Below are 21873 nucleotides of genomic sequence, written 5' to 3' on the forward strand. Positions count from 1 at the left end.
CAGCACCCAGCCGGGGTTAGAACATGCCGAGTTCAAGCTTGGCCTCGTCACTCATCATGTCACGGCTCCAGGGAGGACTGAAGACAATTTCAGTATGCACTTTGCTGATTTGCGGCGCGCCTAGGATCTTATTGCGCGCATCGGCTGCAATAACGTCACCCATACCACAGCCGGGGGCCGTCAGCGTCATGCGGATAGTAGCAATACGCTCACCACTGATGAGGCGTTCAATGCGACAGCCGTAAACCAATCCCAGATCAACGATATTGACAGGGATCTCCGGGTCAAAGCAGGTGCGTAGTTGTTCCCATACAAACTGCTCTATCTCTTCTTCGCTGGCCGTTTCAGGCAGCGTAGGTCGAGGCAACGACTCAAGCCCCAAGGCATCAAGGTTACGTCCTTCAATCAAGTAAAGACGCCCCTCGAAACCAACACTGACCGAGCTACCTTTTGCCTGCATCACGCTGACAACACTGTCTTCAGCCAGCGTTTCCGTACTACCAAACGGTATCGCAATGGCCTCCACATCGCGCTGGAGCGGTAACTGTTGGCCTCGTTCGAGGCTGGCGACTTGCTCAAGATCCATGACTTTCCTTAAATACTTTCCTCAAAGAGCTGGCCTTAAAGAACTGGCCTTAACGTACCATACCAATGACACGATGAAGTGCTTCAATAAAGCTATCCACTTCTTCGAGCGTATTATACGCAGCAAATGATGCACGGCACGTCGCATCCACGCCAAAATGAGCCAGTAGCGGCTGAGCACAATGGTGGCCGGTACGAATAGCAATGCCAAGTTGATCGATCAGCAGGCCGATATCTTGCGAATGCGCGCCCTCAACCACAAACGACAACACCCCTGCTTTATGCGGCGCGGTGCCTAAAATACGCAGCCCATCGATACCACCAACCGCTTGGGTGGCGTAATCGAGCAGTTGCCCTTCCCATGCACCGATAGCGTTGACACCGACGCTCTCCACCCACTCAAGCGCGCGGCCAAGGGCAATCACTTCCGCAATAGCGGGCGTACCCGCTTCGAACTTATGCGGAATAGCGGCAAACGTCGTACCGGCATCGAAGGAGACGGTTTTGATCATTTCCCCACCGCCCTGCCAAGGCGGCATCGCCTCCAGCAGCGCCTGCTTGCCATACAGGACGCCCACCCCGGTGGGTCCGTATACTTTGTGACCCGAAAATGCATAAAAATCGGCATTGATTGCCTGCACATCGACCACTTGGTGAGGCGCTGCTTGGGCGCCATCAATCAAAATCAGCGCGCCGTGTTGGTGGGCGAGCGCCGCCATTTCCTGGACCGGATTAATAGTACCCAGCGCATTAGAAACATGATTGACCGCAACCAGCTTAGTACGTTCACTCAGCAGCTCGCGGTAAGCCCCCATATCCAGCGCGCCATTAGCCTCAACGGGAACGACCTTGATGGTAAACCCAATTTCGGCGGCAAGCAGTTGCCAGGGCACAATATTGGAATGGTGCTCCAGCAGGGAAATCAGCACTTCATCGCCCGGGGCGAGATGCTTACGCCCCCAGCTTTGCACCACTAGGTTGATGGCCTCGGTAGTGCCGCGAGTAAAGATGATTTGACGCGCATCCTCCGCGTTGAGAAACGCCCGCACTTTGTGACGCGTGCCTTCAAACGCGGCTGTCGCCTCATCGGCAAGCGTATGCAGACCGCGGTGAATATTGGCGTTATAGCGTGAGTAATATTCGCTAAACACGTCAATTACCTGTTGAGGCGTCTGGCTTGTTGCCGCGTTATCCAAGTAGATTAGCGGCTTGCCATGTACCTTACGGGCCAGCACCGGAAAATCCTGACGTAGACGTGCTACATCAAAGGGTGCTTGCTCAAGCTTAGGCGTCGGCTCAATAACGGAATGTGGCATCAAACCCTCCTTTTAGTCGTTGAGTGCGACCGCAGCTTCAACAAGCCCCGCAAGGTTGAAGCGTTCTGGCAGCTTGCCTGCCACTGCTAGTTCAACGCGCTCGGCAATTGCATCCAGGGTAACTTTATCTAACACCTCACCAGCAAAGGCGAGGGTTAGTAGCCCGCGTGCGGTAGCTTCATCAATACCACGTGTACGCAGGGCATAGATCGCTTCTTCATCCAGCTGGCCCGTGGTAGTGCCGTGTGAACACTTAACGTCATCTGCGTAGATTTCAAGCTCAGGCTTGGCATCAATATGTGCACGGTCCGACAGCAGTAGGTTTTGGTTACTCTGAAACCCTTCAATCTTCTGGCTATCGCGTTTGACGTAAACTTTGCCGTTAAATACGCCGTGGGCACGATCATCCAAAATACCCTTGTAGTTCTCGTTAGAGAACGTCAGCGGCGCATTGTGGTTCACCTTGGTGTGGTTATCGACGTGCTGACGACCCTGACCGAAGAACAAGCCCAAAAAGTTGGTTTCAGCGCCTTGCCCATTGAGATCACTGATCAAGTCGTTGCGCACCAGCGCACCGCCCAGACTCAGGTTGTAGGAGGTATAACGTGTGTCACGGCCCTGCTCCACGTGAATGCTCGCCACGTGCATGTCACCCAGCGGCGCTTCTTGCAGCTTGTAGTGGGCCAGGATAGCGCCACGGTCGAGCATTAGCTCAGCCACGACGTTGGTGAAGTTAGCCGCTTCCGTTTCACCGGTATAATGCTCGATCAGCGTGGCTTCGCTGCGGCTACCCGCCTCTACCAGCACGCGCGGATGACTCATCACCGGCTGGCCGGCGCGGGACAGAAACTGCAGCAGAATGGGTTTCTCAACCACCGTACCGGGTGCAATGCGAACGACAGCGCCTTCTTCCATAAACGCGGTATTCAGCGCGGCAAAAGGAGAGAAATCCACACCCGTCAGCCGCCCAAGAGGACCACCCACGGCTTCGTGGTTCTCCGTTAGCGCTTTGGAAAGCGGCAACACCTGAACGCTTGATGGCAGTGCATCCACATCCGAAAGTACTGCCGAAAAGACACCATCCACAAACGTCAGACGATAAGCATCAATTGGCAACGTAAGCGCTGCAGCACTGGCTTGAGAAAATTCGGCGTTATCGGCGAGCGCAAAGTTGCCTTGCGCAATTGAGCGCACGTCGGTGTATTTCCACTCTTCATCACGCCGAGTCGGAAAACCCAACGCTTCAAAGCGGGCAGCGCCCGCCTGACGACGAGCAGCAATCCACGTGGGCTCCGCCTGATAATGCGGGCTGCGCGCCTTAAGTGTATCTAAAAAGGTTTGCGTATCGCTCATGCCACAGACTCCTCGATACCTTCGTATCCATTGGCTTCCAGCTGTTTGGCAAGCTCAGCGTCGCCGGTTTTCACAATACGGCCATCGACCAGGACATGGACCTTGTCCGGAATAATATAGTCCAGCAGACGCTGATAGTGAGTGACCAGCAGAATGGCGCGGTCTTCAGCGCGAAGGCTATTAACGCCATCGGCGACGACTTTCATGGCATCGATATCCAGGCCCGAATCGATCTCATCCAGCATGGCAAGCTTCGGCTGCAGCACCAACATTTGCAGGATCTCGTTACGCTTCTTCTCGCCGCCAGAGAAACCTTCGTTAACGGCACGCTGAAGGAAGCTGGCGTCCATTTTCATATAACCCAGCTTCTCTTTTACAAGCTTCATAAACTCCGGCGCAGGCATTTCGCCTTCACCGCGTGCCACGCGCTGGGCGTTCAGCGCCGATTTCAGCAGGTAGATATTTTTAACACCTGGGATCTCGACCGGGTACTGGAAGCCCAGCAGCAGGCCCGCCTGGGCGCGCTCTTCAATTTCCATTTCAAGCACGTCTTTGCCTTCAAAGGTAATCGTGCCCTGGGTGACTTCGTAGCCATCTTTACCAGCGATAACCGCCGATAGCGTCGATTTACCCGCGCCGTTCGGCCCCATAATAGCGTGCACTTCACCCGCATTGATGGTCAGGGTGAGGCCTTTGAGGATTTCATTGCCTTCGACGGTGACGTGTAAATCATTCACTTGCAACATATTGATTACCTTCTAATTCTGGCGAGTCGCTACGGCGACACTAATTAAATGAGTGAACTGAACGGCTAACGATTAACCTACCGCGCCTTCCAGGGTGACGTTGAGCAGCGCTTCGGCTTCTACGGCAAACTCCATCGGCAGCTCTTGGAAGACGTCTTTACAGAAGCCATTCACAATCATGCTGACCGCGTCTTCTTCTGAAATACCGCGGCTCTGGCAGTAAAACAGCTGATCTTCACCGATTTTGGACGTGGTCGCTTCGTGTTCGATAGTCGCCGTGCTGTTGCCAATTTCCTGATACGGGAAGGTATGCGCACCGCACTTATCGCCAATCAAAAGCGAATCGCACTGAGTAAAGTTACGCGCCCCTTTGGCACGCGGGCCGATTTTCACCAGGCCGCGATAGGACTGATCACTTTTACCGGCTGAGATGCCTTTAGCGACGATATAGGAACGGGTGCCTTCGCCAATGTGGATCATCTTGGTGCCGGTATCGGCCTGCTGACGGCCGTTCGTGACTGCAACGGAATAAAACTCGCCGATACTGTCCTTGCCGCGCAGTACGCAGGAAGGGTATTTCCAAGTGATGGCCGAGCCGGTCTCTACCTGCGTCCAGCTGATGCGTGAGCGGTCGCCACGGCAGTCGCCACGTTTGGTAACGAAGTTATAGATACCGCCCTTGCCGTTTTCGTCACCGGGGTACCAGTTCTGCACGGTGGAGTACTTGATGTAAGCATCGTCCAGAGCGACCAACTCAACGACGGCGGCGTGTAGCTGGTTTTCATCACGCATCGGCGCGGTACAGCCTTCCAGGTAGGACACCTGGGCGCGGCTTTCGCAAATAATCAGCGTGCGCTCAAACTGGCCGGTATTGGCCGCGTTAATGCGGAAGTACGTAGACAACTCCATCGGGCAGGCCACACCTTCCGGCACGAATACGAAAGAGCCGTCGGTGAAGACTGCTGAGTTGAGCGCCGCGAAGTAGTTATCCGCCACCGGCACCACGGTGCCCAGATATTGCTTGATCAGTTCCGGATAGTCGCGGATAGCTTCAGAGATAGAGCAGAAGATAACCCCTGCTTCGCCAAGCTGCTTTTTGAAAGTGGTGGCCACCGAAACGGAGTCAAACACCGCATCGACGGCAACGCCTGCCAGCGCGGCGCGCTCGTGCAACGGAATACCCAGTTTCTCGTAGGTCTCCAGCAGCTTGGGATCGACTTCATCCAGGCTCTGAGGGCGGTCTTCCGGGCGCTTGGGCGCACTGAAATAGGAGATCGACTGGTAATCGATCGGCGGGTAGTCGAGATGCGCCCAGGATGGCGCTTCCATTTTTAGCCACTGGCGATAGGCATCCAGACGCCACTCCAGCATCCACTCGGGTTCGCCCTTCTTCTTGGAGATAAAGGCGATGGTGTTTTCATCCAGGCCAGGTGGCAGGGTGTCGCTCTCAATATCGGTTACGAAGCCGTCTTTGTATTCGCGACGAACCAACTGTTCCATTTCTTCGCTTGCCATGGTGATACCCTCCGGGCAGTTGGGTGGCGAAATCATCGCCTTTAATAATAAATTAGGCCTGTGGTGCTTGCGCCGCGGTTAGGCCGACGCCGCCGACAGGCTGATCGTTTGAATAGGCAGTTGCACCGGCAATTTTATCGGCGCTGTATCGGCTAAATGCGCTAACGTCACGCTTTCAAGCAAGGTGCGCATCGCCAATGAAACCCGTTGCCAGTTATCCGCCACACCGCAGGTAGCGACAAGCTCGCAATCCCCTTCTGCTTGGCTGCATTCGGTCATGGCAACGGGGCCCTCAATCGCCGCAATAATGTCGGCGGCGGTAATTTGTGATGCTGGCCGCGCCAAGCGATAACCGCCTTGAGCACCGCGTTGGGAAACTAACAACCCGGCACGCGCCAGCATTTTAAGCGTTTTACTTACCGTGGGGTGTGGCAGTTGCACAGCCTCAGCCAAATCAGCCGCTGCGTGTGATGCGTGAGCGTGACGGGCAATTTGCGCCATCACCACAGCGGCATAATCTGTCAGCCGAGAAAGCTTGAGCATATCGACTCCCCTTTATGTACTGAGTGTGCAGGCCAGCAATGGCTGCCCGCATCAATTGAGTACCATTTTAGTCCTGTATAAATTTGATGTGAAGCCCTTGAGCTAAATGGTTAGCAATTTGAGTAAAATAACAGCACGATCGACGCCAATCGCATCAAAAACAACAATCATTATCATTTAAAAATACTATGACGCTGGTAAGCTACTTATCTTGGCTTTACTTTAATGAGGGACGTCTGGTAATTTCGATTGAGTATTGAGTGCCATCACACTGGATGGCGGCTTGCTATTCGAGGGTTTAAGATGGATTCAGCAGTCAATAATATGGTCAATGCGTCATTGGCGATGCAGCAGGTACAAGTTGCACAACAGGCGCAACTGACCGTTTTCAAAGACGCTTTAGACGGTCAAGCAGCACATATTTCTGCCCTCATGGAAAGCGTTGCTCAGGTGCCTCAACTGGCCACGAGCGGCAGTGTGGGTACGCAAATTAATACGACCGCGTAATAGACGCTCTACTAAAACATGACAGCAGATAAGCAAATAGCCCCCTGACTAACGCCAGGGGGCTATTTTTTTGGCTACCTGTCTTAACCGCTAGGCTTTTTTAACAAACTCGGATTTAAGTTTCATCGGCCCGATACCGTCAATCTTACAGTCGATATCGTGATCACCCTCTACCAAGCGGATACTCTTCACTTTGGTGCCCACTTTAACCACCAGTGAACTGCCTTTAACCTTCAGATCCTTGATGACCGTTATGCTATCACCATCATTCAGCATATTGCCGTTAGCATCGCGCACGCCTGAAGCGTCATCAGCGCCCTCTTCTGCTGCCACTTTTGACCACTCATGACCGCACTCTGGGCACACGTATTGAAGGCCGTCATCGTAACTAAACTCAGAAGCGCAGGCAGGACAGTTAGGGATATCACTCATGGAACGGCTCCATCACTTGGCTAACACAAAAGACGCTAACAATGTCTTGGAAAGCGATGGAGCCTACACGGGTTAAGCAAAATGTCCAGCTAGGACGATATTAGTCACGCTGATACGTGCCTACCAAACGGTTCATGCCTAGCAGGTTCGGCTCTAGTTCTTTAAGCAACTCAGCCAAAGTGAGCCCTTCAGGCAGCGACGTTTGATGATCCAGCGCCAACACCCAGAAATAGTAAAAATGCTTACCATGTCCTTCAGGAGGCATCGGACCAAAATAGCCGACATCGCCTTTATCATTAACACCTGGGGTACCCTCAGCCGTTTTTTCGGTTAATTCGGTAATATCCCCAGGTAAGTTATATAGCACCCAGTGTACAAAGCCATAGACGCCATCTTTTACCAAGGGAGCATCTGGGTCGTGGCAGATCACCGCAAAACCTTGCGTCCCTTCTGGGGCATCTTTCCAGGCCAGCGCTGGCGAAACATTTTCCCCTTCCCCTGTATGCTTGGAAGGAATCGCCTGGTGGTTAGCAAACGCCGGACTGGTAACGTTCAGTGCTGAAAGTGCAAATGCCATGCTTCGCTCCTTGATCTATCGGATGAGTCGTTGCTGAGCTGGAATGCTATGAGTCTATCAGCGCGTCACCTGCTCAGCGTGCTTTTGCCACCACTGCCGAGCAGTAGCGACATTCTCAGCATTACGCGCCGGGTCCAGCACGCTGCCTAATTGAACGTACTCGCTGCCTGTCCTGACCATAAGCTGAGGGTCTTGAGTCGCTAGTTGAAGGGCATAGAGTACGAGCATCTGCTCATAGGCATTGGAGGTGTCTAAACGAGAAAATAGCAATGGAATTGCAGGAAGCCCAATTTCTCCCAGCCGCTCAGCAGCAATGTACCAAGGGCGAGGGTTATCACGGTCACCATAACTGGCGACAAAACGCTGATCGGCCAAACGACTAACGTAGTAGGACGCTTCCTCTTCTGGGCCAACAAACAGGGGTGGCACCCAGTCACTCGTCTTGGCGGTTACAGGTGCCAAACTGTTAGCAGCCGTTCCTAAAGCAGGCTGCCCCGTGTTCAGTGGTGCCTCCGCTACCGCTTGATTGGTCGTTGGTGCAGGACGTTGCCCACTAGCACAGCCCGCCAATAATAGGCTCCCCCCCATCCCAATACATACTGCCCATATTAAAACCCCACTTCGCTGCATTATTAGGCTTCCTATGCTAAATCTTAAGAGGACCACCGGCCCTGTTTCTTTAGGCGACGCTTTACCCACACATCATAAAGCGTCCGCAATCCAGGTTTAATACCCGGCAGACTAATAATCCAGGCGATCGGCACCAATAAGGGAATGCGCTTCATCAATAAACGGTAGGCATCAATGCCTTCAATAAGCTGGCCTTGAGCGGTTTCAATATGCAAAGAACGAAGCGCCATGGCCGGTGCTACGCCTTTTTTCCGCAGGGTTTGCTCATGTTCGCTCACATCAAGCCAACCGATCTCTGCCGCACGCCGCCCCGACCATCGTTCATAGCGGCGGCGCTCTTTACGGCAAAGCGGGCACTGCGCATCGTAGTAGACATTGATAGAGGTATTCTTGGACATATAGCCTCTCTAGTTAACGTCACTAAAGCAGTGTGGCATTTTCAGTACTAGTCGCAAACCTTTACATTTTCACTGCTCATTTAGGCTACTACCATGACACCTGAGTTCAAAAAACAGTTATTAATTGTTGCCCATACCCCTTCGGCAAATACGCGCCTACTGCGTGATGCGGCCTTCCAGGGTGCTAGCCATCCCGACCTTGAACAGATGCACTGCGTGGTAAAAGCGCCCCTGGAAGCTGGCCCAGAGGATGTACTGGCCTGCGATGCGATTCTGCTCGGCACCACGGAAAACCTGGGATATATGAGCGGCGCTCTCAAGGATTTTTTTGATCGTAGCTACTATTCTGTCATTGAAAAGAAACAGGGATTACCCTGCGCACTCTATATACGCGCAGGCCACGACGGCACAGGCACTCAGCGCGCAGTAGAAAGTATCGTGACCGGCTTGCGTTGGCGATGGGTACAACCACCGCTCATTTTGCGCGGCGAATGGCAGCCTTCATTTACAGATCAGGTAGAAGAACTCAGCATGACCCTAGCATTTAGTGTTGAGAGTGGCATCATTTGAGAATGATATTGTATAACCTTGGCTAGCCTGCCTTACTGTAGATAAGCATTTCGTGCCAATTGTGCGACTGAAAACTGCAGTTACTTGCTTGCATTTACTGCTATGACTCAACGCACGTACATTAGGTAGCTATTATGCATAAAGTCATTGCTTTCTATGATGATCGGGTACTCGCTCACGAGCCCAACATTAACGCCGACTTTCTACCCCAACGAATCGACAAGCGCATTCGGCACTTGCTTGCAGGGCTCCCGGTACCGTGGAAATACCCCGAGCACCCAGGCCGTTTGAAAGCCATTCATCATCTGCTTGAGAAAGCCCCCATTGATGGCCTCCAGTTTGAAGGTGGCAAAGCAGCCACCCATGAGCAGCTAGCACGAGTGCATACCACCTCCTATCTCAGCGACATTTTTAGCCTACGAGGTAAAAATGCTTGGTTGGATGTAGATACCACGGCGGTCTCACCAGGAAGCATCGATGCCGCGGAAGTTGCCGCGGGTACCGCTATTGCTGCAGTAGAAGCGGTAATTGAGAAACGCACTAAAACCGCATTTGCGCTCGTACGCCCGCCGGGGCACCACGCGGAGCCAGTCCGCGCACGAGGCTTTTGCTTGTTTAATAATGTCGCGGTGGCTGCCGCCCATGCGCGCAGTGCACTAGGCTGCGAAAGAGTCCTTATTGTTGATTGGGACGCTCACCATGGCAACGGTACCCAGGACATTTTCTGGGCAGAGCCCGATGTGATGTTTTTCGACATCCACCGGGCCGCTCCTTTCTACCCCGGCTCCGGCCACCTTGAAGAGGTAGGTGCCGGTTTAGCTGAAGGCACCACAATTAATGTTCCGTTACCGGCTGGTGCTGGCGACGAAGCGTACCTCAAGGCATTTCGTGACATTCTTGCCCCAGCCGCAGCGTGGTTTAAGCCCGACATTATTTTAGTCTCGGCAGGCTTTGATCCCCACTGGCATGACTTAGCGCTCAACGTCTCCTACGAAGGGTTTGGCGCACTGACCGGCTTTATGCAACAGCTGGCCGAACAGCACTGCGGGGGCCGCTTGGTTTTCGTACTTGAAGGCGGCTACAACTTGGAATCGCTGGCCAACGGCACCAGGGCCGTGCTTGCGGTACTGGCAGGCAACACCGTACCGGTACCTGATACTTGCGGCATTGCAGAGGTCCAAGCCGCCGCGGATTTTCACCGCACGGCTTTTGAGTCTGAATAGAGCCGTTCTGAAGAGTGGTTTTCTGAATAAAACCTGACAAACAAAAACGGCACCTCGAAAGGTGCCGTTGACAATGCCAGTACCGCCGTTATTTCAAACGCTCAAATACCGTCGCGACACCCTGCCCCATACCAATACACATGGTAGCTAAGCCCAGTGTGGTATCGCGCTGCTGCATGACGTTAAGTAGCGTGGTGCAGATACGTGAGCCCGAACAACCTAATGGGTGCCCCAGGGCGATAGCGCCACCATGCAAGTTAACCTTGTCGTCTAGCGAATCCAGGAAGCCTAAATCTTTCAACACCGGGATACCCTGAGCCGCGAAGGCTTCGTTGAGTTCAACGGTCTGAATATCAGCAGCTGACAGGCCAGCGATTTTCAGCGCTTTCTTCGACGCCGGCACCGGGCCATAACCCATAATCGATGCATCACAACCAGCCACACCGGTCGAAAGCACCCGAGCAATAGGCTCTAAGCCCAGCGCTTGCGCACGCTCGTAGCTCATGACGGCCATCGCCGAGGCACCGACTGAAAGCGCCGAAGAAGTACCCGCCGTCACGGTGCCGTTGCGGGGATCAAACACCGGCTTCAAGTTCGCCATTGACTCAAGGCTGGCATCTTCACGAATAACTTCATCGCGCTGAACCATCACTCTAAAGCCGCGCTGATCGTGGCCTTCAACACCGATAATTTCGTTGTCGAAGTAACCCTTCTCCATGGCTGCCTGGGCGCGCTGGTGCGAACGCACACCAAACTTATCCTGCTCTTCTCTGGAGACGCCGTGCATTTTGCCCAGCAGTTCGGCAGTTAAGCCCATCATCATGGCTGCTTTTGCAGCGTACTTGCTGGCTGCAGGGTTAACATCCACACCGTGGGCCATGGGCACGTGTTCCATGTGCTCAACGCCACCGATGATATAGAAGTCGCCCATGCCTGCCTTGATGTTAGCGGCAGCAATATGCAGCGCGGTCATCGAAGAACCGCACAAGCGGTTAACAGTTTGCGCAGGTACCGAACGCGGAATGCCGGTCATAATCGCCGCGTTGCGGGCAATGTTCATGGCCTGCTCAAGCGTCTGGTTCACACAACCCCAAATCACATCATCCACTTCAGAAGGATCTAGATTGGGGTTACGGGTGAACAGTGCCTGCATAGCCGCCGCAGAAAGATTCTCAGCGCGGACATTACGAAAAGCCCCATTTTTGGCTTTCGCCATGGCGGTACGAACACCGTCAACCACCACAATATCTCTCGGATTCAAACTCATCTTTTATCTCCTATGGGTGGTGGTTAGGCCTGGGTGGCAGACTGGTCACTGGAATAGAATTGCTCGTTGTTCTGAGCCATCTGACGCAGCTTGTCGGTGGGCGCGTACAGCGGTCCCAACTCATCAGCTAGCCCTTCCGCCAGCTTCACAAACTCTGCCACACCCATCGCATCGATATAGCGCAGCGCGCCACCACGGAACGGCGGGAAACCGATACCATAGATCAGTGCCATATCGGCTTCAGCCGGCGTGGCTACAATGCCATCTTCCAGGCAGCGTACAGTTTCCAGGCAGAGCGGTACCATCATGCGAGCGATAATATCCTCGTCGGAAAACTCTTTATGTTCTTTCACCACTTCTTTGACTAAGGCGTAAGCGGCGTCGTCGGTCACTTTCTTCGGCTTACCCTTTTTATCCTCTTCGTAGGCATAGAAGCCCTTATCGTTCTTCTGGCCCAAGCGGTCGTTTTCATACATGACCTGAATAGCGGTTTTGCCATCGCGGGCCATACGATCAGGGAAGCCTTCCGCCATGACTTCGTTAGCATGAACGGCAGTATCCAGACCTACCACGTCAAGCAAGTAAGCGGGTCCCATCGGCCAACCAAATTTTTCCATCACTTTGTCAACGCGTTGGAAATCAGCACCCTGCTCGACCAAGAAGCTAAAGCCACCGAAATAAGGGAACAGCACGCGATTAACCAAGAACCCTGGGCAATCGTTAACCACAATGGGGGTTTTACCCATTGCCCGGGCGTAGGCTACGGTAGCGGCAACGGCAGCGTCCGAGGTCTTCTCACCACGAATGACTTCTACCAGGGGCATGCGGTGTACGGGGTTAAAGAAGTGCATCCCGCAGAAGTTTTCCGGCCGCTTGAGGTTTTGCGCCAAGCGGTTGATAGAAATCGTCGACGTGTTAGAGGTGAGAATGGTATTTTCGCTTACCATGCCTTCCACTTCGGTTAATACGGCGTCTTTAACTTTCGGGTTTTCAACGACCGCTTCAACGACGAGGTCAACATTACCAAAATCACCGTAGGAGAGCGTCGGGCGAATATTGGTCAGCTTTTCCGACATCTGCTCAGTGGTGAACTTCTTACGCTCTACCTGCTTGGCAAATAGCTTACGTGCTTCTTTCAGGCCCAGTTCGAGCGCGTCATCCTTGATATCTTTCATCAGGATTGGGGTACCTTTAGACGCACTCTGGTAAGCGATACCACCGCCCATGATACCGGCACCCAGCACAGCCGTTTGCTTCACCGGCTGCGCTTGTTTTTCGTAGTTGCTGGCTTTCTTCTTGACCACTTGGTCGTTGAGGAACAAGCCGACCAGGTTGAACGCAACACTGCTGAGCGCCAGCTTGGCGAAGGCTTTGGCTTCAATTGCTTGAGCCCGACCACGCTCTTCACCTGCGCCTTTCTGAATGACCTTGATCGCTTCTACTGGCGCTGGGTAGTGCGGGCCAGCCTTACCAGCCACATAACCCTTAGCGGTTTCAAACGCCATCATTTGCTCAATAGGATTGAGCATCAGCGGGCTGGTTTTTTCAGCACGGCGAGCCTTGTAATCCAGCTCACCAGCGTTGGCACGATCAAGGATATCCAGCGCAGCGTCTTCTAACTGTTCGGCGGTAACTGCTGCATCGACAGCGCCTACTTTTAGGGCAGCATCAGCACGGTTTTCGGTGCCACCGGCAATCCACTCGATGGCGTTATCAGCACCGATAATTCTCGGCAGGCGCACGCAGCCACCCCAGCCAGGCAAAATACCGAGTTTGGTTTCTGGCAGGCCAATCTTGGCTTTTTCGCTCATCACGCGAAAATCGGTGGTCAGCAACACTTCACAGCCGCCGCCAAGTGCCAGACCATTAATCGCCGTTACCGTGGGGAATGGCAGGTCTTCAATCGCATTAAATATATCGTGTACCTTGAGGTTCATCTCCACTAGGTACGCTTCGCCTTTATCGAACAGCGTGTGAAACTCGGTGATATCAGCACCCACGATAAACACATCTTTACCGCTAGCAATGAGCAGGCCCTTTAAATTACTTTCAGCTTGAATCGCCTTCACTGCTTCACCCAGCTCTGCTACCACAGCGCTGGAGAGTTTGTTAACGGACTCACCTTTCAGATCGAAAGTGAGCATAGCGATGTCATTGCCATTTGGGGTATCACGACGTGTCACCGTGATGGCGTTGCCTTGATAGATCATCCGTGCTCTCTCCACAATTCGGGCTGGCTCTGAAAAGAGAACCCGCCACATTTTTCATACGGCCTTCATACGACATTCATACGGTCGTTTGATTGCGTAAGCTTGGTTGAGTTGCCTGAGTACGTCAAGCCCTGACTTTTGGCTAATCTGTAAAACTAATTTGACCAGCGCTCCCTTGTATCCGTTCATACTGCTAGGATCACGCTTCCTTAAATTTTCAGGTTACCTTGTTATGGACGCACTGCTCACGCCACCGCGCATCGCCAAGGTTCAGCAGCGTATTGAAATCATTGTCGAACGCCTTAAGCCGTGGAGCTGGTTATGGCCACCCATGGCGTTCGCTGCCGGGTTGAGCAGCTTCTTTTTAGTCGATCGTCAGCAGTGGTTAGGCGCTGCCTTAGCCCTGGGGTTATTATTTGCATGGGCATTGCTGCTTTCCGAAGGTTTAATCAGCCGTTGGCTGTCTCGTCGCGGTCACCCCACTCCGCCGCGTGGCGTGACGACGTTTATCGCACAAATGATTCACCAGGAAACGCTATTCTTCACACTGCCGTTTATTTTGGTGACCACCGTTTGGAATAGCGGACAAACGATTTTCGCCGTACTGGTCGGCGGTATGGCGCTTCTATCCATTATCGATCCGCTCTATTTCAAGGTCGCGGAGCGCTGGCGCAGTCTTTATTTTATCTTTCATGCCTTGTGCGTATTCCTAGTATTGCTAGTCACGCTTCCCATTATGGTACACCTCACCACCGGCCAAAGTTTATTGCTGGCGCTGGGCATTACCATTTTGGTGGCGCTACCCAGTTTTTGGCACTTGCTTAAGCAACGTTCGCTCAAACGCTGGTGCGCTTTTTTTGCACTAACCGTGCTGCTTTCCTACGGCGCGTGGCTAGGACGCATTTGGGTTCCACCAGCAAGCCTATGGATGACCAGCAGCGCCCTGTCGCCTGCTTTTGACGTTGAACAACGCCTTCCCCAGGGATCAATGACGCTTACGCCTGACGCTATTAGCGCAAATGGGCTTTATGTTTACACCGCTATTCGGGCACCGCGTGGACTAAGTGAAACCATTACCCATGCTTGGCATCATAATGGTGAGCTCATGGATGTTGTGGAACTTAACATCAACGGCGGACGTGAGCAGGGATACCGCGCATGGAGTCATAAGCAAAATTTTCCGGAAGATCCATCGGGAGATTGGCGTATCGACATTATGACGGCTACTGGTCAGCGCCTAGGACTGATACGCTTTGACGTATCAGACGATAGCCAGCAGGCATCACTAGCCAATGGAGAAATACGTGCTAGTGGCCTCAGCGGGTTAAATTTACGGCGCTTTGTGCCTGGCCACCCTAATGATGAAGAAGCGCGACCTGAAGACTGAATTGCTAAGCACCTTGCATTAAGCGGCGCAGCTTATGACAATTCGCATACTCACTTTTATTGGTAGCTAGTTGCCTATGGCCTCAACAATTGGTTTTCGCATCGCACGCTTGCCCCACTTATGGCGCTCCATTTTAGACCGCCGTTTAGCGCCACTGGGGTTAACCCAAACGCGTTGGGTCACGCTTTATCACCTTTGGCGTTTAGGCGAGGGACACCCACAGTGCGATCTTGCCCGCGCGATTGGCGTTGAGGCGCCCTCTCTAGTGCGCACCCTTGGTCAACTCGAAGAGCAAGGCTTGGTTGAACGACGCGCCTGTGATAATGATCGCCGTAGCAAACGCATATATTTGACACCTGCGGCTATGCCGCTATTGGAAGAAATCGACAAAGTAGCGCAACAGGCGCGCAAGGAAATGTTCGCTGGCTTAACCGAGGAAAATCTCGAACAACTCAATGAATGGCTAGCGGTGATTGAATCAAACGGATTGGCGATACAAGCACGGGATCAAGACAGTCAGGCATCTTGATCACTAGCGGAGGACGCTAACAGCTAAGCCCCTCTCAGTGGTTGATTGACCGGCTGGTCGGCACGGCCCTGCAGTGAATTCCGCAATTGCTGAAAATCCGGTAAGTAGGTCGCAAATCGTTCAGCGGTTTGCGACTCCCACCACCATAGCGTTAGCGCATAGGGCGTCGATTGCACTACCAGTGCATCTTGCGGCAAACGTTCAAGCAGTGCTTTCAAGGGTATCGCGGCGTCATCAGGTAGCGGGCGCAAGGGAGCAATTCGCCAACGCCAGCCGGCATGAAAAGGCGCTAAGGCCTCACTGGCATTACTGTCTCTGACCAACAAAAAATCGGGGCCTGGCCCTTCCTGGGGATAGTGCCAACGATAAGCAGGCATGGTGCCTTTAAAATTATGAAGGGGTGGCTTTTCCAGCTTGATGCTGACACCCTGTTTTGAAGTTTGCGAGCGCAGCGCCGCGTGGCGTTTTTGACGTGGGCTGGGCTTTAACCACATCACCGGCGCTATCACAAACATTAGGATAAGTACGATAATCAACCATTCCATCTCTACATTTCCTTCCATATAAGCCACACTTAAGATACTACGCTAAAAAACAGTGCCTCAGGACGTTGTTTTGACCTAAGTCATGGTTAAAACGTTGGCTATTGTTAAAACAAGACACGCCATCTAAAGTAAAGGGCATTAAACAAAGGAGCCCCAGTATTCTTTGTTAACGAGTGTTCCTTAACACCAAGGAGATACGCCATGAGCTATCACCACATTTTAGTTGCCGTTGACTTGACCAAAGACTCGCACAAGATTCTGGAACGCGCCGTTGCGATCGCTGAACGCAACGACAAGGCCAAAATCTCCATCATGCACACCCTGGAGCCGCTTGGGTTTGCCTATGGTGGTGATATACCGATGGACCTGACCAGTATTCAGGACCAGCTAGACGAACACGCCAAAAAACGTTTAGCTGAAATTGCCGCCCCGCATATTTCTGAGGCCGACCAGCATGTGGTAGTGGGTATGCCCGATACTGAAATCCACCGTTTTGCCGAAGAGCATGGCGTGGACTTAATCGTGGTGGGCTCCCATGGGCGTCATGGCTTCGCTCTGTTGCTGGGCTCCACCTCTACCGGCGTATTACACGGCGCACAATGCGATGTTCTGGCCGTGCGTGTTGGCAAGAAAGGCGAAAAAAGCGACGAGTAAACTGCACCCTACTATGTCTAACAAAGCCACTAGGGCTAACAAAGCTACTATAGCTAACGAAAAAGGCGCCCTATGGCGCCTTTTATCGTTATGGGGTTTTATTCCCCTGCCGCCAGTGCCTCTAGCTCCATCCAGCGCTCCATGGCGACTTCTAGCGACTTTTGCACTTTTTCAAGCGTTTGTAACTTAGCCGTAACGGCCTCTGCCTCTTGCTGATAAAATGCGGGGTCACCTATCTCATTTTCCAACGCTTCTACCTCACCCTCTAGACGTTCGATCTCAGCGGGCAATGCATCCAATTCACGCTGCAAATTGTAGGAAAGCTTGACGCTTTTCTTGGCTGCTGCGGCAGGCGCTTCAGCCACCTTTTTAGGCGTTTCTGAGGTGGGTTCAGTACGCTGGCGTGCCGCCCCTTCCCAGGGCGCTGGCGGTAGCTTGCCACCCTGGCGAATCCAATCGGTGTAGCCTCCCACGTACTCGCGCACCACGCCATCGCCTTCAAAGGCGAGCATGCTGGTTACCACGTTATCCATAAAGGTACGGTCATGGGAAACCAGCAGCAGCGTGCCATCAAAATCGAGCAGCAGCTCCTCGAGCAGCTCCAGGGTTTCCATGTCGAGGTCGTTGGTCGGCTCGTCCAACACCAGCACGTTAGCCGGCTGGGTAAATAGCTTGGCCAGCAGTAGTCGGTTGGACTCGCCGCCGGAGAGCGCCTTCACCGGCTGGCGTACTCGTTCCGGTGTAAAGAGAAAGTCCTGCAGATAACTCATCACATGGCGATCTTTACCGCCCACGTTGACCCGGTCACTGCCTTGGGCAACATTGTCGTAAACGGTTTTTTCGAGTTCCAACCCGGCACGCAATTGGTCAAAATAGGCCACTTTTAAATTGGTGCCCATCTGTACCTTGCCTTCACTGGGTTCCAACTCACCCAGCAGGATTTTCAGCAGGGTTGTTTTACCTGCGCCGTTGCGCCCCAGGAAGCCAATACGGTCGCCGCGCAATACTTCAAGGTTAATGTCGCGCAATATCACGTCATCGCCAAACCGCTGGGTGACCCCTTGCAGCTCCACAACGCGCTTGCCGGTGCGCTCGCCGCGATCTACCGTCAAATTGGCATTACCCTGACGCTCGCGGCGCTGGCTGCGTTCATTGCGCATGGCCTCAAGCGCCCGAACCCGGCCTTCGTTACGGGTACGTCGCGCTTTAACGCCCTGACGAATCCAGGCCTCCTCTTGAGCGAGTTTTTTATCGAACTCGGCGTTCTCCCGCGCTTCTACTTCAAGCTCGTGCTGCTTGCGGGCCTGATACTCTTCATACTTGCCGGGGTAGCGCCCTAGCTGGCCACGATCCAGTTCAAGAATATTGGTCGCCAGCTTAGACAGAAACGCCCGGTCGTGTGTGATCAGCAATACGGCGCCGTTGAACGCCAGCAGTTGCTCTTCCAACCAAGCAATGGTGTCTAAGTCCAAGTGGTTGGTCGGCTCATCGAGCAGCAATAGATCAGGTTCGGCGACCAAGGCGCGAGCCAGCGCTACCCGGCGGCGCCAACCACCGGAGAGCGAGCTCATCTCAGCCTCAGGGGGCAGACCTAAGCGTGTCAGTACCGTGTCGATACGCTGGTGGTATGACCAGCCGTCAATAGCTTCCAAGCGCGTTTGCAGGGTCGCCATGCGATCCATGTCGGGATCGGGATCATTGATAAGATGGTCGTATTCGGAGAGCAGCTCGCCCGCTTCCGGCAACCCTTGGGCCACCATATCAAAGATAGTCAGGCCGGATGACTCAGGTAGCTCCTGGGCCAGCACACCGATTTTTAGCCCAGGTGCCCGCCAGATTGAGCCATCATCAGGCAATATCTCTCCTGCCACCAGTTTCAGAAGAGTGGACTTGCCGGTACCGTTGCGCCCGACCAGCGCCAGCCGCTCGCCTTTCTCAACGGTCAGGTCGGCGCGATTGAGTAGTACATGGGTGCCGTAGGCGAGTTGCAGCTGTTCGAGTCGTAGCAGGGTCACGCGGTGTCCTCCTTAGTCGTGAGGCGCACAGTGTAACGCATGCGTGCGCTGGGAGGGGGAACTAGGTCGCGACTTTATAGAGAGCAAACCGACAGCGTGATAACGTTCAGCCAGAGAAAAGAATAACCCTATCTAAAACACTATTTTCAAAGGCGGGCTGACAGTGACGGTGACCGTCTCGATGCATTTTGTAAATGAACTGTTTAAAGGTATACCTAATTCTGCACCCCCTGCGCACTATCTAGAACAGGCGGGCATTTCGCCGTTCTTGCTTTCGGCTCCCCATGGTCGGGTGACGGTTGAACAATTTGCTGAGCTGTATCGCGGACTCGTAAACGAACTTGATGACGAAACCCCTGGCTTTTTCTCCCGCCCGCTGCGAGGTGGCACTTTAAAACTACTGTGTTTAAGTATGTTGGATGCACCGAACTTGCAGGTAGCGCTGCACCGCTATACCCAGTTCTTCCGTATTTTGCTCGATGACTTTGGCTATGCGTTTACCCTTGAAGGAGATTTCGCGCGCATGGGGCTGGTGGAATATGCGCCCTTGCTGGGTAGCCGTATTTTAATTCACGAGCTAATGCTCAAGCTGTTTCATGGCATCGCGTCATGGATGATTGCACGTAAAATACCGCCCATTTTGATGGAGTGCGCTTACGCACAGCCCCCACACAGCGCTGATTATCTCTATTTTTACCCTGGTACGGTGCGCTTTGAGCAGCCCCAAACCGCGATCTACATTAATCGTGGTTTGCTGGATCACCCTATCCGCCAAACCAAGAAACATCTGGGCGCTTTTCTAAAGCGCGCCCCGGCGGACTGGTTCTATGTGTCGTTTGCTGATCGCCTGCTCACTCACCGGGTGCGCGAACACCTCTCACGTCATCTGTTGACGGCAGGTACGGTGCATAGCGCCGCCGATGCGCTTCATATGTCTGCACGCACGTTGGCCCGGCATCTAAAAATGGAAGGCACCCATTTTCAAGCGGTCAAGGACGAGTACCGCCGCGACGTCGCTATTCAGGCACTCACCTGCAGTGAAAAGCCACTGATTAGCATCGCGGAGGCGCTAAGCTTTGAGGATTTAGCCTGCTTTAGCCGTGCTTTTAAAAGCTGGACAGGTAACTCCCCCGCCGCGTACCGCAAAGCACGCACAGCGGGCAATGTCCGCTAATCGTCTAAATTTCGGTACGAATACGTTTCTTATCCAACTTGCCGACACTGGTTTTGGGGATCTCATCGACGAAGCGAATCATGCTGGGAATCGCCCAGCGATTGAGTTTTCCCTGAGCTACAAATTGCTCTAAAAACGCCTGCACGACTTCAGTGGTGGGCGGGTTGTTCAGATCGACGGGGACAGCCAGCGCGGCCGGCCGCTCGCCCCACTTTTCATCCGCTACGCCTATCACCGCCACTTCGGCAATACCGGGGCATTGGCTGATATAGCTCTCCAACTCTAACGACGAAAGCCACTCGCCGCCCGTTTTAATCACATCCTTGATACGATCGCTGATAGTCAGAAAGCCCCGCTCATCAAGCGAACCTACATCGCCAGTGTGCAGCCAGCCGTCACGCCAAAGCTCTGCACTCCGAGCCTCTTCTTTGTAATAAGCCTGGGTCAACCAGGGGGCCTGAACGCGAACTTCACCCACGCTTTTACCATCATTGGGTAGCGGCTTACCGTCCGCATCGACGACTTGAAGCTTGACCATTGGAATCGGTAGGCCCGCTTTACAGCGCCAGGGTAGTTGAGTCTCAAAATCAGCTTCGGCAATATCGTGAGGCAGAATATCGGCAGTGAGGAGCGGGCAGGTCTCCGACATACCATAAGCACTGCGCGTATCGATTCCTAACGCCCATGCCTTGCTCGCCAAGGACTCGGTTAACGCACTGCCGCCGACTAATACTTTCCAGCCGGAGAGGTCGACCTGCTTTGAGGTAATCGCTTCGGCGCTGACCACCATATTTAAAAGCGTCGGTACACAGTGGGAAAAATCGACCTTTTCGCTAACCAGCAGCTTTACCAGCATTTCCGGCTCATAGCGGCCCGGATAAACTTGAGTAGCCCCCATCAGCGTGGCGGTATACGGCACACCCCAGGCATGAACGTGAAACATGGGGGTAATCGGCATATAGACTTTGTCACGGTTGAGCAATTCAAAGCCGGGGGTTTGGAAAGCGCTGGCCTCGCTCAAGGTATGCAGTACTAGTTGGCGATGGGTGAAGAAAACACCTTTGGGATTACCCGTAGTACCAGTGGTATAGAAAAGAGTCGCAACGGCATTTTCATCAAAGGTAGGAAAATCGTAATGAACAGGCTGTTGGCTTAATAAGTGCTCAAATTCGCCCACCAGTGGCAGTGCGGTATCGACGGCTTTCGGCGCTTCCTGGCACAGCAGGTAGCCGCGCACTTGCGGTAGTTTGTCAGCCAGTGGCTCAAGCAGTGGTAAAAATTCTTCGTGTACGATGACAAAAGCGTCTTCGGCATGTTCCATCGTGTAGAGGATTTGATCAGGCGCTAGGCGTACGTTCACCGTATGCAATACGGCGCCAATCATCGGGATTGCAAAAAAACATTCTAGGTAACGGTGGCTATCCCAATCTAAAACGGCCACCACGTCGCCTGCTTGCACACCTTGGGAAGTCAGCGTATGGGCCAATTGGTGCACCCGTTCACGAAACCGCTCATAGCCATGGCGGCTCTGGTCCCGGTAGACAATCTGATTGTTGCCCGCCATACGGACACCCGCCTCCAGCAGATCGCCAATCATTAGGACAGGGTTTGTGGCAGAAGGCGCGGCAGATAAAATTTTCGGGTTAACTGAAGGCATAAAAATTCCTTTTAACTTGTTCTTGTGGCGATCAAGACAG

22 protein-coding genes are annotated in these 21873 nt (G+C 53.4%); 7 read left to right on the top strand and 15 right to left on the bottom strand.

All coding sequences use genetic code 11. The annotated features are described in order from the left end of the window. Positions 1 to 16 precede the first annotated feature (16 nt). From sufT to ACW44H_RS11905, 6 genes are all read right to left on the bottom strand, one after another. Positions 17 to 586, bottom strand: coding sequence for a putative Fe-S cluster assembly protein SufT (sufT, locus tag ACW44H_RS11880; RefSeq protein WP_113270845.1), 570 nt, complete (start codon positions 584 to 586; stop codon positions 17 to 19). Between the two features lie 49 nt (positions 587 to 635). After that, a complete protein-coding gene (locus ACW44H_RS11885; RefSeq protein ID WP_457504665.1) occupies positions 636 to 1901 on the bottom strand; it encodes a SufS family cysteine desulfurase in 1266 nt (421 codons plus the stop codon). A gap of 12 nt (positions 1902 to 1913) precedes the next feature. Beyond that, positions 1914 to 3254 (bottom strand): Fe-S cluster assembly protein SufD, encoded by a 1341-nt coding sequence (sufD, locus tag ACW44H_RS11890; RefSeq protein WP_113270847.1) that lies wholly within the window; start codon positions 3252 to 3254, stop codon positions 1914 to 1916. Further along, positions 3251 to 4000 carry a Fe-S cluster assembly ATPase SufC gene (gene sufC / locus ACW44H_RS11895; protein ID WP_008957028.1) on the bottom strand — a complete coding sequence of 250 codons (750 nt, stop codon included), beginning with the start codon at positions 3998 to 4000 and terminating at the stop codon, positions 3251 to 3253. The genes sufD and sufC overlap by 4 nt, the downstream gene beginning before the upstream one ends. Positions 4001 to 4072: 72 nt before the next feature. After that, complete coding sequence (sufB, locus tag ACW44H_RS11900) at positions 4073 to 5515, bottom strand: Fe-S cluster assembly protein SufB (protein WP_457504667.1); 1443 nt, start codon at positions 5513 to 5515, stop codon at positions 4073 to 4075. A 78-nt stretch (positions 5516 to 5593) separates the two neighbouring features. Then, entirely contained in the window at positions 5594 to 6058 is a 465-nt protein-coding gene (locus ACW44H_RS11905) for an SUF system Fe-S cluster assembly regulator (RefSeq protein WP_447045662.1), read from the bottom strand. Between the two features lie 303 nt (positions 6059 to 6361). On the opposite strand from ACW44H_RS11905, the gene ACW44H_RS11910 reads away from it, so the two are divergent. Next, a complete protein-coding gene (locus tag ACW44H_RS11910) occupies positions 6362 to 6565 on the top strand; it encodes a putative motility protein (protein WP_445533162.1) in 204 nt (67 codons plus the stop codon). A gap of 90 nt (positions 6566 to 6655) precedes the next feature. Here the strand turns inward: ACW44H_RS11910 and ACW44H_RS11915 are convergent, their stop codons facing one another. The 4 genes from ACW44H_RS11915 to ACW44H_RS11930 form a co-directional block, all read right to left on the bottom strand. After that, positions 6656 to 6997, bottom strand: a complete 342-nt coding sequence (locus ACW44H_RS11915; RefSeq protein WP_447045664.1) for a zinc ribbon domain-containing protein YjdM — start codon at positions 6995 to 6997, stop codon at positions 6656 to 6658. 100 nt (positions 6998 to 7097) lie between these two features. Next, complete coding sequence (locus ACW44H_RS11920) at positions 7098 to 7574, bottom strand: YbhB/YbcL family Raf kinase inhibitor-like protein (protein WP_113270852.1); 477 nt, start codon at positions 7572 to 7574, stop codon at positions 7098 to 7100. Positions 7575 to 7631: 57 nt separating this feature from the next. Next, positions 7632 to 8003: a hypothetical protein gene (locus tag ACW44H_RS11925; protein ID WP_457504671.1), complete on the bottom strand. Its 372-nt coding sequence runs from the start codon at positions 8001 to 8003 to the stop codon at positions 7632 to 7634. A gap of 224 nt (positions 8004 to 8227) precedes the next feature. Then, positions 8228 to 8602, bottom strand: coding sequence for a thiol-disulfide oxidoreductase DCC family protein (locus ACW44H_RS11930; protein WP_457504672.1), 375 nt, complete (start codon positions 8600 to 8602; stop codon positions 8228 to 8230). A 93-nt stretch (positions 8603 to 8695) separates the two neighbouring features. Between ACW44H_RS11930 and ACW44H_RS11935 the strand changes: the two genes are divergently transcribed. Both ACW44H_RS11935 and ACW44H_RS11940 read left to right on the top strand, forming a co-directional pair. Further along, positions 8696 to 9172 carry a flavodoxin family protein gene (locus ACW44H_RS11935; RefSeq protein ID WP_457504674.1) on the top strand — a complete coding sequence of 159 codons (477 nt, stop codon included), beginning with the start codon at positions 8696 to 8698 and terminating at the stop codon, positions 9170 to 9172. A gap of 134 nt (positions 9173 to 9306) precedes the next feature. Further along, positions 9307 to 10395 (top strand): histone deacetylase family protein, encoded by a 1089-nt coding sequence (locus ACW44H_RS11940; RefSeq protein WP_457504676.1) that lies wholly within the window; start codon positions 9307 to 9309, stop codon positions 10393 to 10395. Between the two features lie 88 nt (positions 10396 to 10483). On the opposite strand, the gene fadA is transcribed toward ACW44H_RS11940, so the two are convergent. Next, a complete protein-coding gene (gene fadA, locus ACW44H_RS11945; protein ID WP_113270857.1) occupies positions 10484 to 11662 on the bottom strand; it encodes an acetyl-CoA C-acyltransferase FadA in 1179 nt (392 codons plus the stop codon). 23 nt (positions 11663 to 11685) lie between these two features. Beyond that, on the bottom strand, positions 11686 to 13872 hold the full coding sequence (fadB, locus tag ACW44H_RS11950; RefSeq protein WP_457504678.1) for a fatty acid oxidation complex subunit alpha FadB: 2187 nt from the start codon (positions 13870 to 13872) through the stop codon (positions 11686 to 11688). A 232-nt stretch (positions 13873 to 14104) separates the two neighbouring features. Between fadB and ACW44H_RS11955 the strand changes: the two genes are divergently transcribed. After that, a complete protein-coding gene (locus tag ACW44H_RS11955; protein ID WP_457504679.1) occupies positions 14105 to 15259 on the top strand; it encodes a DUF5924 family protein in 1155 nt (384 codons plus the stop codon). Positions 15260 to 15335: 76 nt separating this feature from the next. Next, positions 15336 to 15788, top strand: a complete 453-nt coding sequence (gene slyA / locus ACW44H_RS11960; protein ID WP_457504681.1) for a transcriptional regulator SlyA — start codon at positions 15336 to 15338, stop codon at positions 15786 to 15788. 23 nt (positions 15789 to 15811) lie between these two features. On the opposite strand, the gene ACW44H_RS11965 is transcribed toward slyA, so the two are convergent. Beyond that, on the bottom strand, positions 15812 to 16333 hold the full coding sequence (locus tag ACW44H_RS11965; protein WP_457504682.1) for a preprotein translocase subunit YajC: 522 nt from the start codon (positions 16331 to 16333) through the stop codon (positions 15812 to 15814). A 201-nt stretch (positions 16334 to 16534) separates the two neighbouring features. On the opposite strand from ACW44H_RS11965, the gene ACW44H_RS11970 reads away from it, so the two are divergent. Continuing rightward, positions 16535 to 16987, top strand: a complete 453-nt coding sequence (locus tag ACW44H_RS11970; protein WP_113270861.1) for a universal stress protein — start codon at positions 16535 to 16537, stop codon at positions 16985 to 16987. A 98-nt stretch (positions 16988 to 17085) separates the two neighbouring features. On the opposite strand, the gene ACW44H_RS11975 is transcribed toward ACW44H_RS11970, so the two are convergent. Then, entirely contained in the window at positions 17086 to 19002 is a 1917-nt protein-coding gene (locus tag ACW44H_RS11975) for an ATP-binding cassette domain-containing protein (RefSeq protein WP_457504683.1), read from the bottom strand. 163 nt (positions 19003 to 19165) lie between these two features. Here ACW44H_RS11975 and ACW44H_RS11980 point away from each other — a divergent pair, with 163 nt between their 5' ends. Beyond that, complete coding sequence (locus ACW44H_RS11980; RefSeq protein ID WP_457504685.1) at positions 19166 to 20176, top strand: AraC family transcriptional regulator; 1011 nt, start codon at positions 19166 to 19168, stop codon at positions 20174 to 20176. 4 nt (positions 20177 to 20180) lie between these two features. Here ACW44H_RS11980 and ACW44H_RS11985 read toward each other — a convergent pair whose 3' ends face one another. Then, complete coding sequence (locus ACW44H_RS11985) at positions 20181 to 21833, bottom strand: fatty acid--CoA ligase (RefSeq protein ID WP_457504687.1); 1653 nt, start codon at positions 21831 to 21833, stop codon at positions 20181 to 20183. Positions 21834 to 21873: the final 40 nt, after the last annotated feature.

It is taken from the genome of Vreelandella sulfidaeris Esulfide1 (assembly GCF_054072535.1).

Coding starts and splice junctions, on each gene's coding strand:
- slyA (WP_457504681.1), top strand. CDS start 15,336: ATGGCCTCAACAATTGGTTTTCGCATCGCACGCTTGCCCCACTTATGG.
- ACW44H_RS11955 (WP_457504679.1), top strand. CDS start 14,105: ATGGACGCACTGCTCACGCCACCGCGCATCGCCAAGGTTCAGCAGCGT.
- ACW44H_RS11905 (WP_447045662.1), bottom strand. CDS start 6,058: ATGCTCAAGCTTTCTCGGCTGACAGATTATGCCGCTGTGGTGATGGCG.
- sufT (WP_113270845.1), bottom strand. CDS start 586: ATGGATCTTGAGCAAGTCGCCAGCCTCGAACGAGGCCAACAGTTACCG.
- ACW44H_RS11970 (WP_113270861.1), top strand. CDS start 16,535: ATGAGCTATCACCACATTTTAGTTGCCGTTGACTTGACCAAAGACTCG.
- ACW44H_RS11885 (WP_457504665.1), bottom strand. CDS start 1,901: ATGCCACATTCCGTTATTGAGCCGACGCCTAAGCTTGAGCAAGCACCC.
- ACW44H_RS11935 (WP_457504674.1), top strand. CDS start 8,696: ATGACACCTGAGTTCAAAAAACAGTTATTAATTGTTGCCCATACCCCT.
- ACW44H_RS11920 (WP_113270852.1), bottom strand. CDS start 7,574: ATGGCATTTGCACTTTCAGCACTGAACGTTACCAGTCCGGCGTTTGCT.
- ACW44H_RS11985 (WP_457504687.1), bottom strand. CDS start 21,833: ATGCCTTCAGTTAACCCGAAAATTTTATCTGCCGCGCCTTCTGCCACA.
- ACW44H_RS11910 (WP_445533162.1), top strand. CDS start 6,362: ATGGATTCAGCAGTCAATAATATGGTCAATGCGTCATTGGCGATGCAG.
- sufC (WP_008957028.1), bottom strand. CDS start 4,000: ATGTTGCAAGTGAATGATTTACACGTCACCGTCGAAGGCAATGAAATC.
- sufD (WP_113270847.1), bottom strand. CDS start 3,254: ATGAGCGATACGCAAACCTTTTTAGATACACTTAAGGCGCGCAGCCCG.
- ACW44H_RS11915 (WP_447045664.1), bottom strand. CDS start 6,997: ATGAGTGATATCCCTAACTGTCCTGCCTGCGCTTCTGAGTTTAGTTAC.
- ACW44H_RS11940 (WP_457504676.1), top strand. CDS start 9,307: ATGCATAAAGTCATTGCTTTCTATGATGATCGGGTACTCGCTCACGAG.
- ACW44H_RS11965 (WP_457504682.1), bottom strand. CDS start 16,333: ATGGAATGGTTGATTATCGTACTTATCCTAATGTTTGTGATAGCGCCG.
- sufB (WP_457504667.1), bottom strand. CDS start 5,515: ATGGCAAGCGAAGAAATGGAACAGTTGGTTCGTCGCGAATACAAAGAC.
- fadB (WP_457504678.1), bottom strand. CDS start 13,872: ATGATCTATCAAGGCAACGCCATCACGGTGACACGTCGTGATACCCCA.
- ACW44H_RS11930 (WP_457504672.1), bottom strand. CDS start 8,602: ATGTCCAAGAATACCTCTATCAATGTCTACTACGATGCGCAGTGCCCG.
- fadA (WP_113270857.1), bottom strand. CDS start 11,662: ATGAGTTTGAATCCGAGAGATATTGTGGTGGTTGACGGTGTTCGTACC.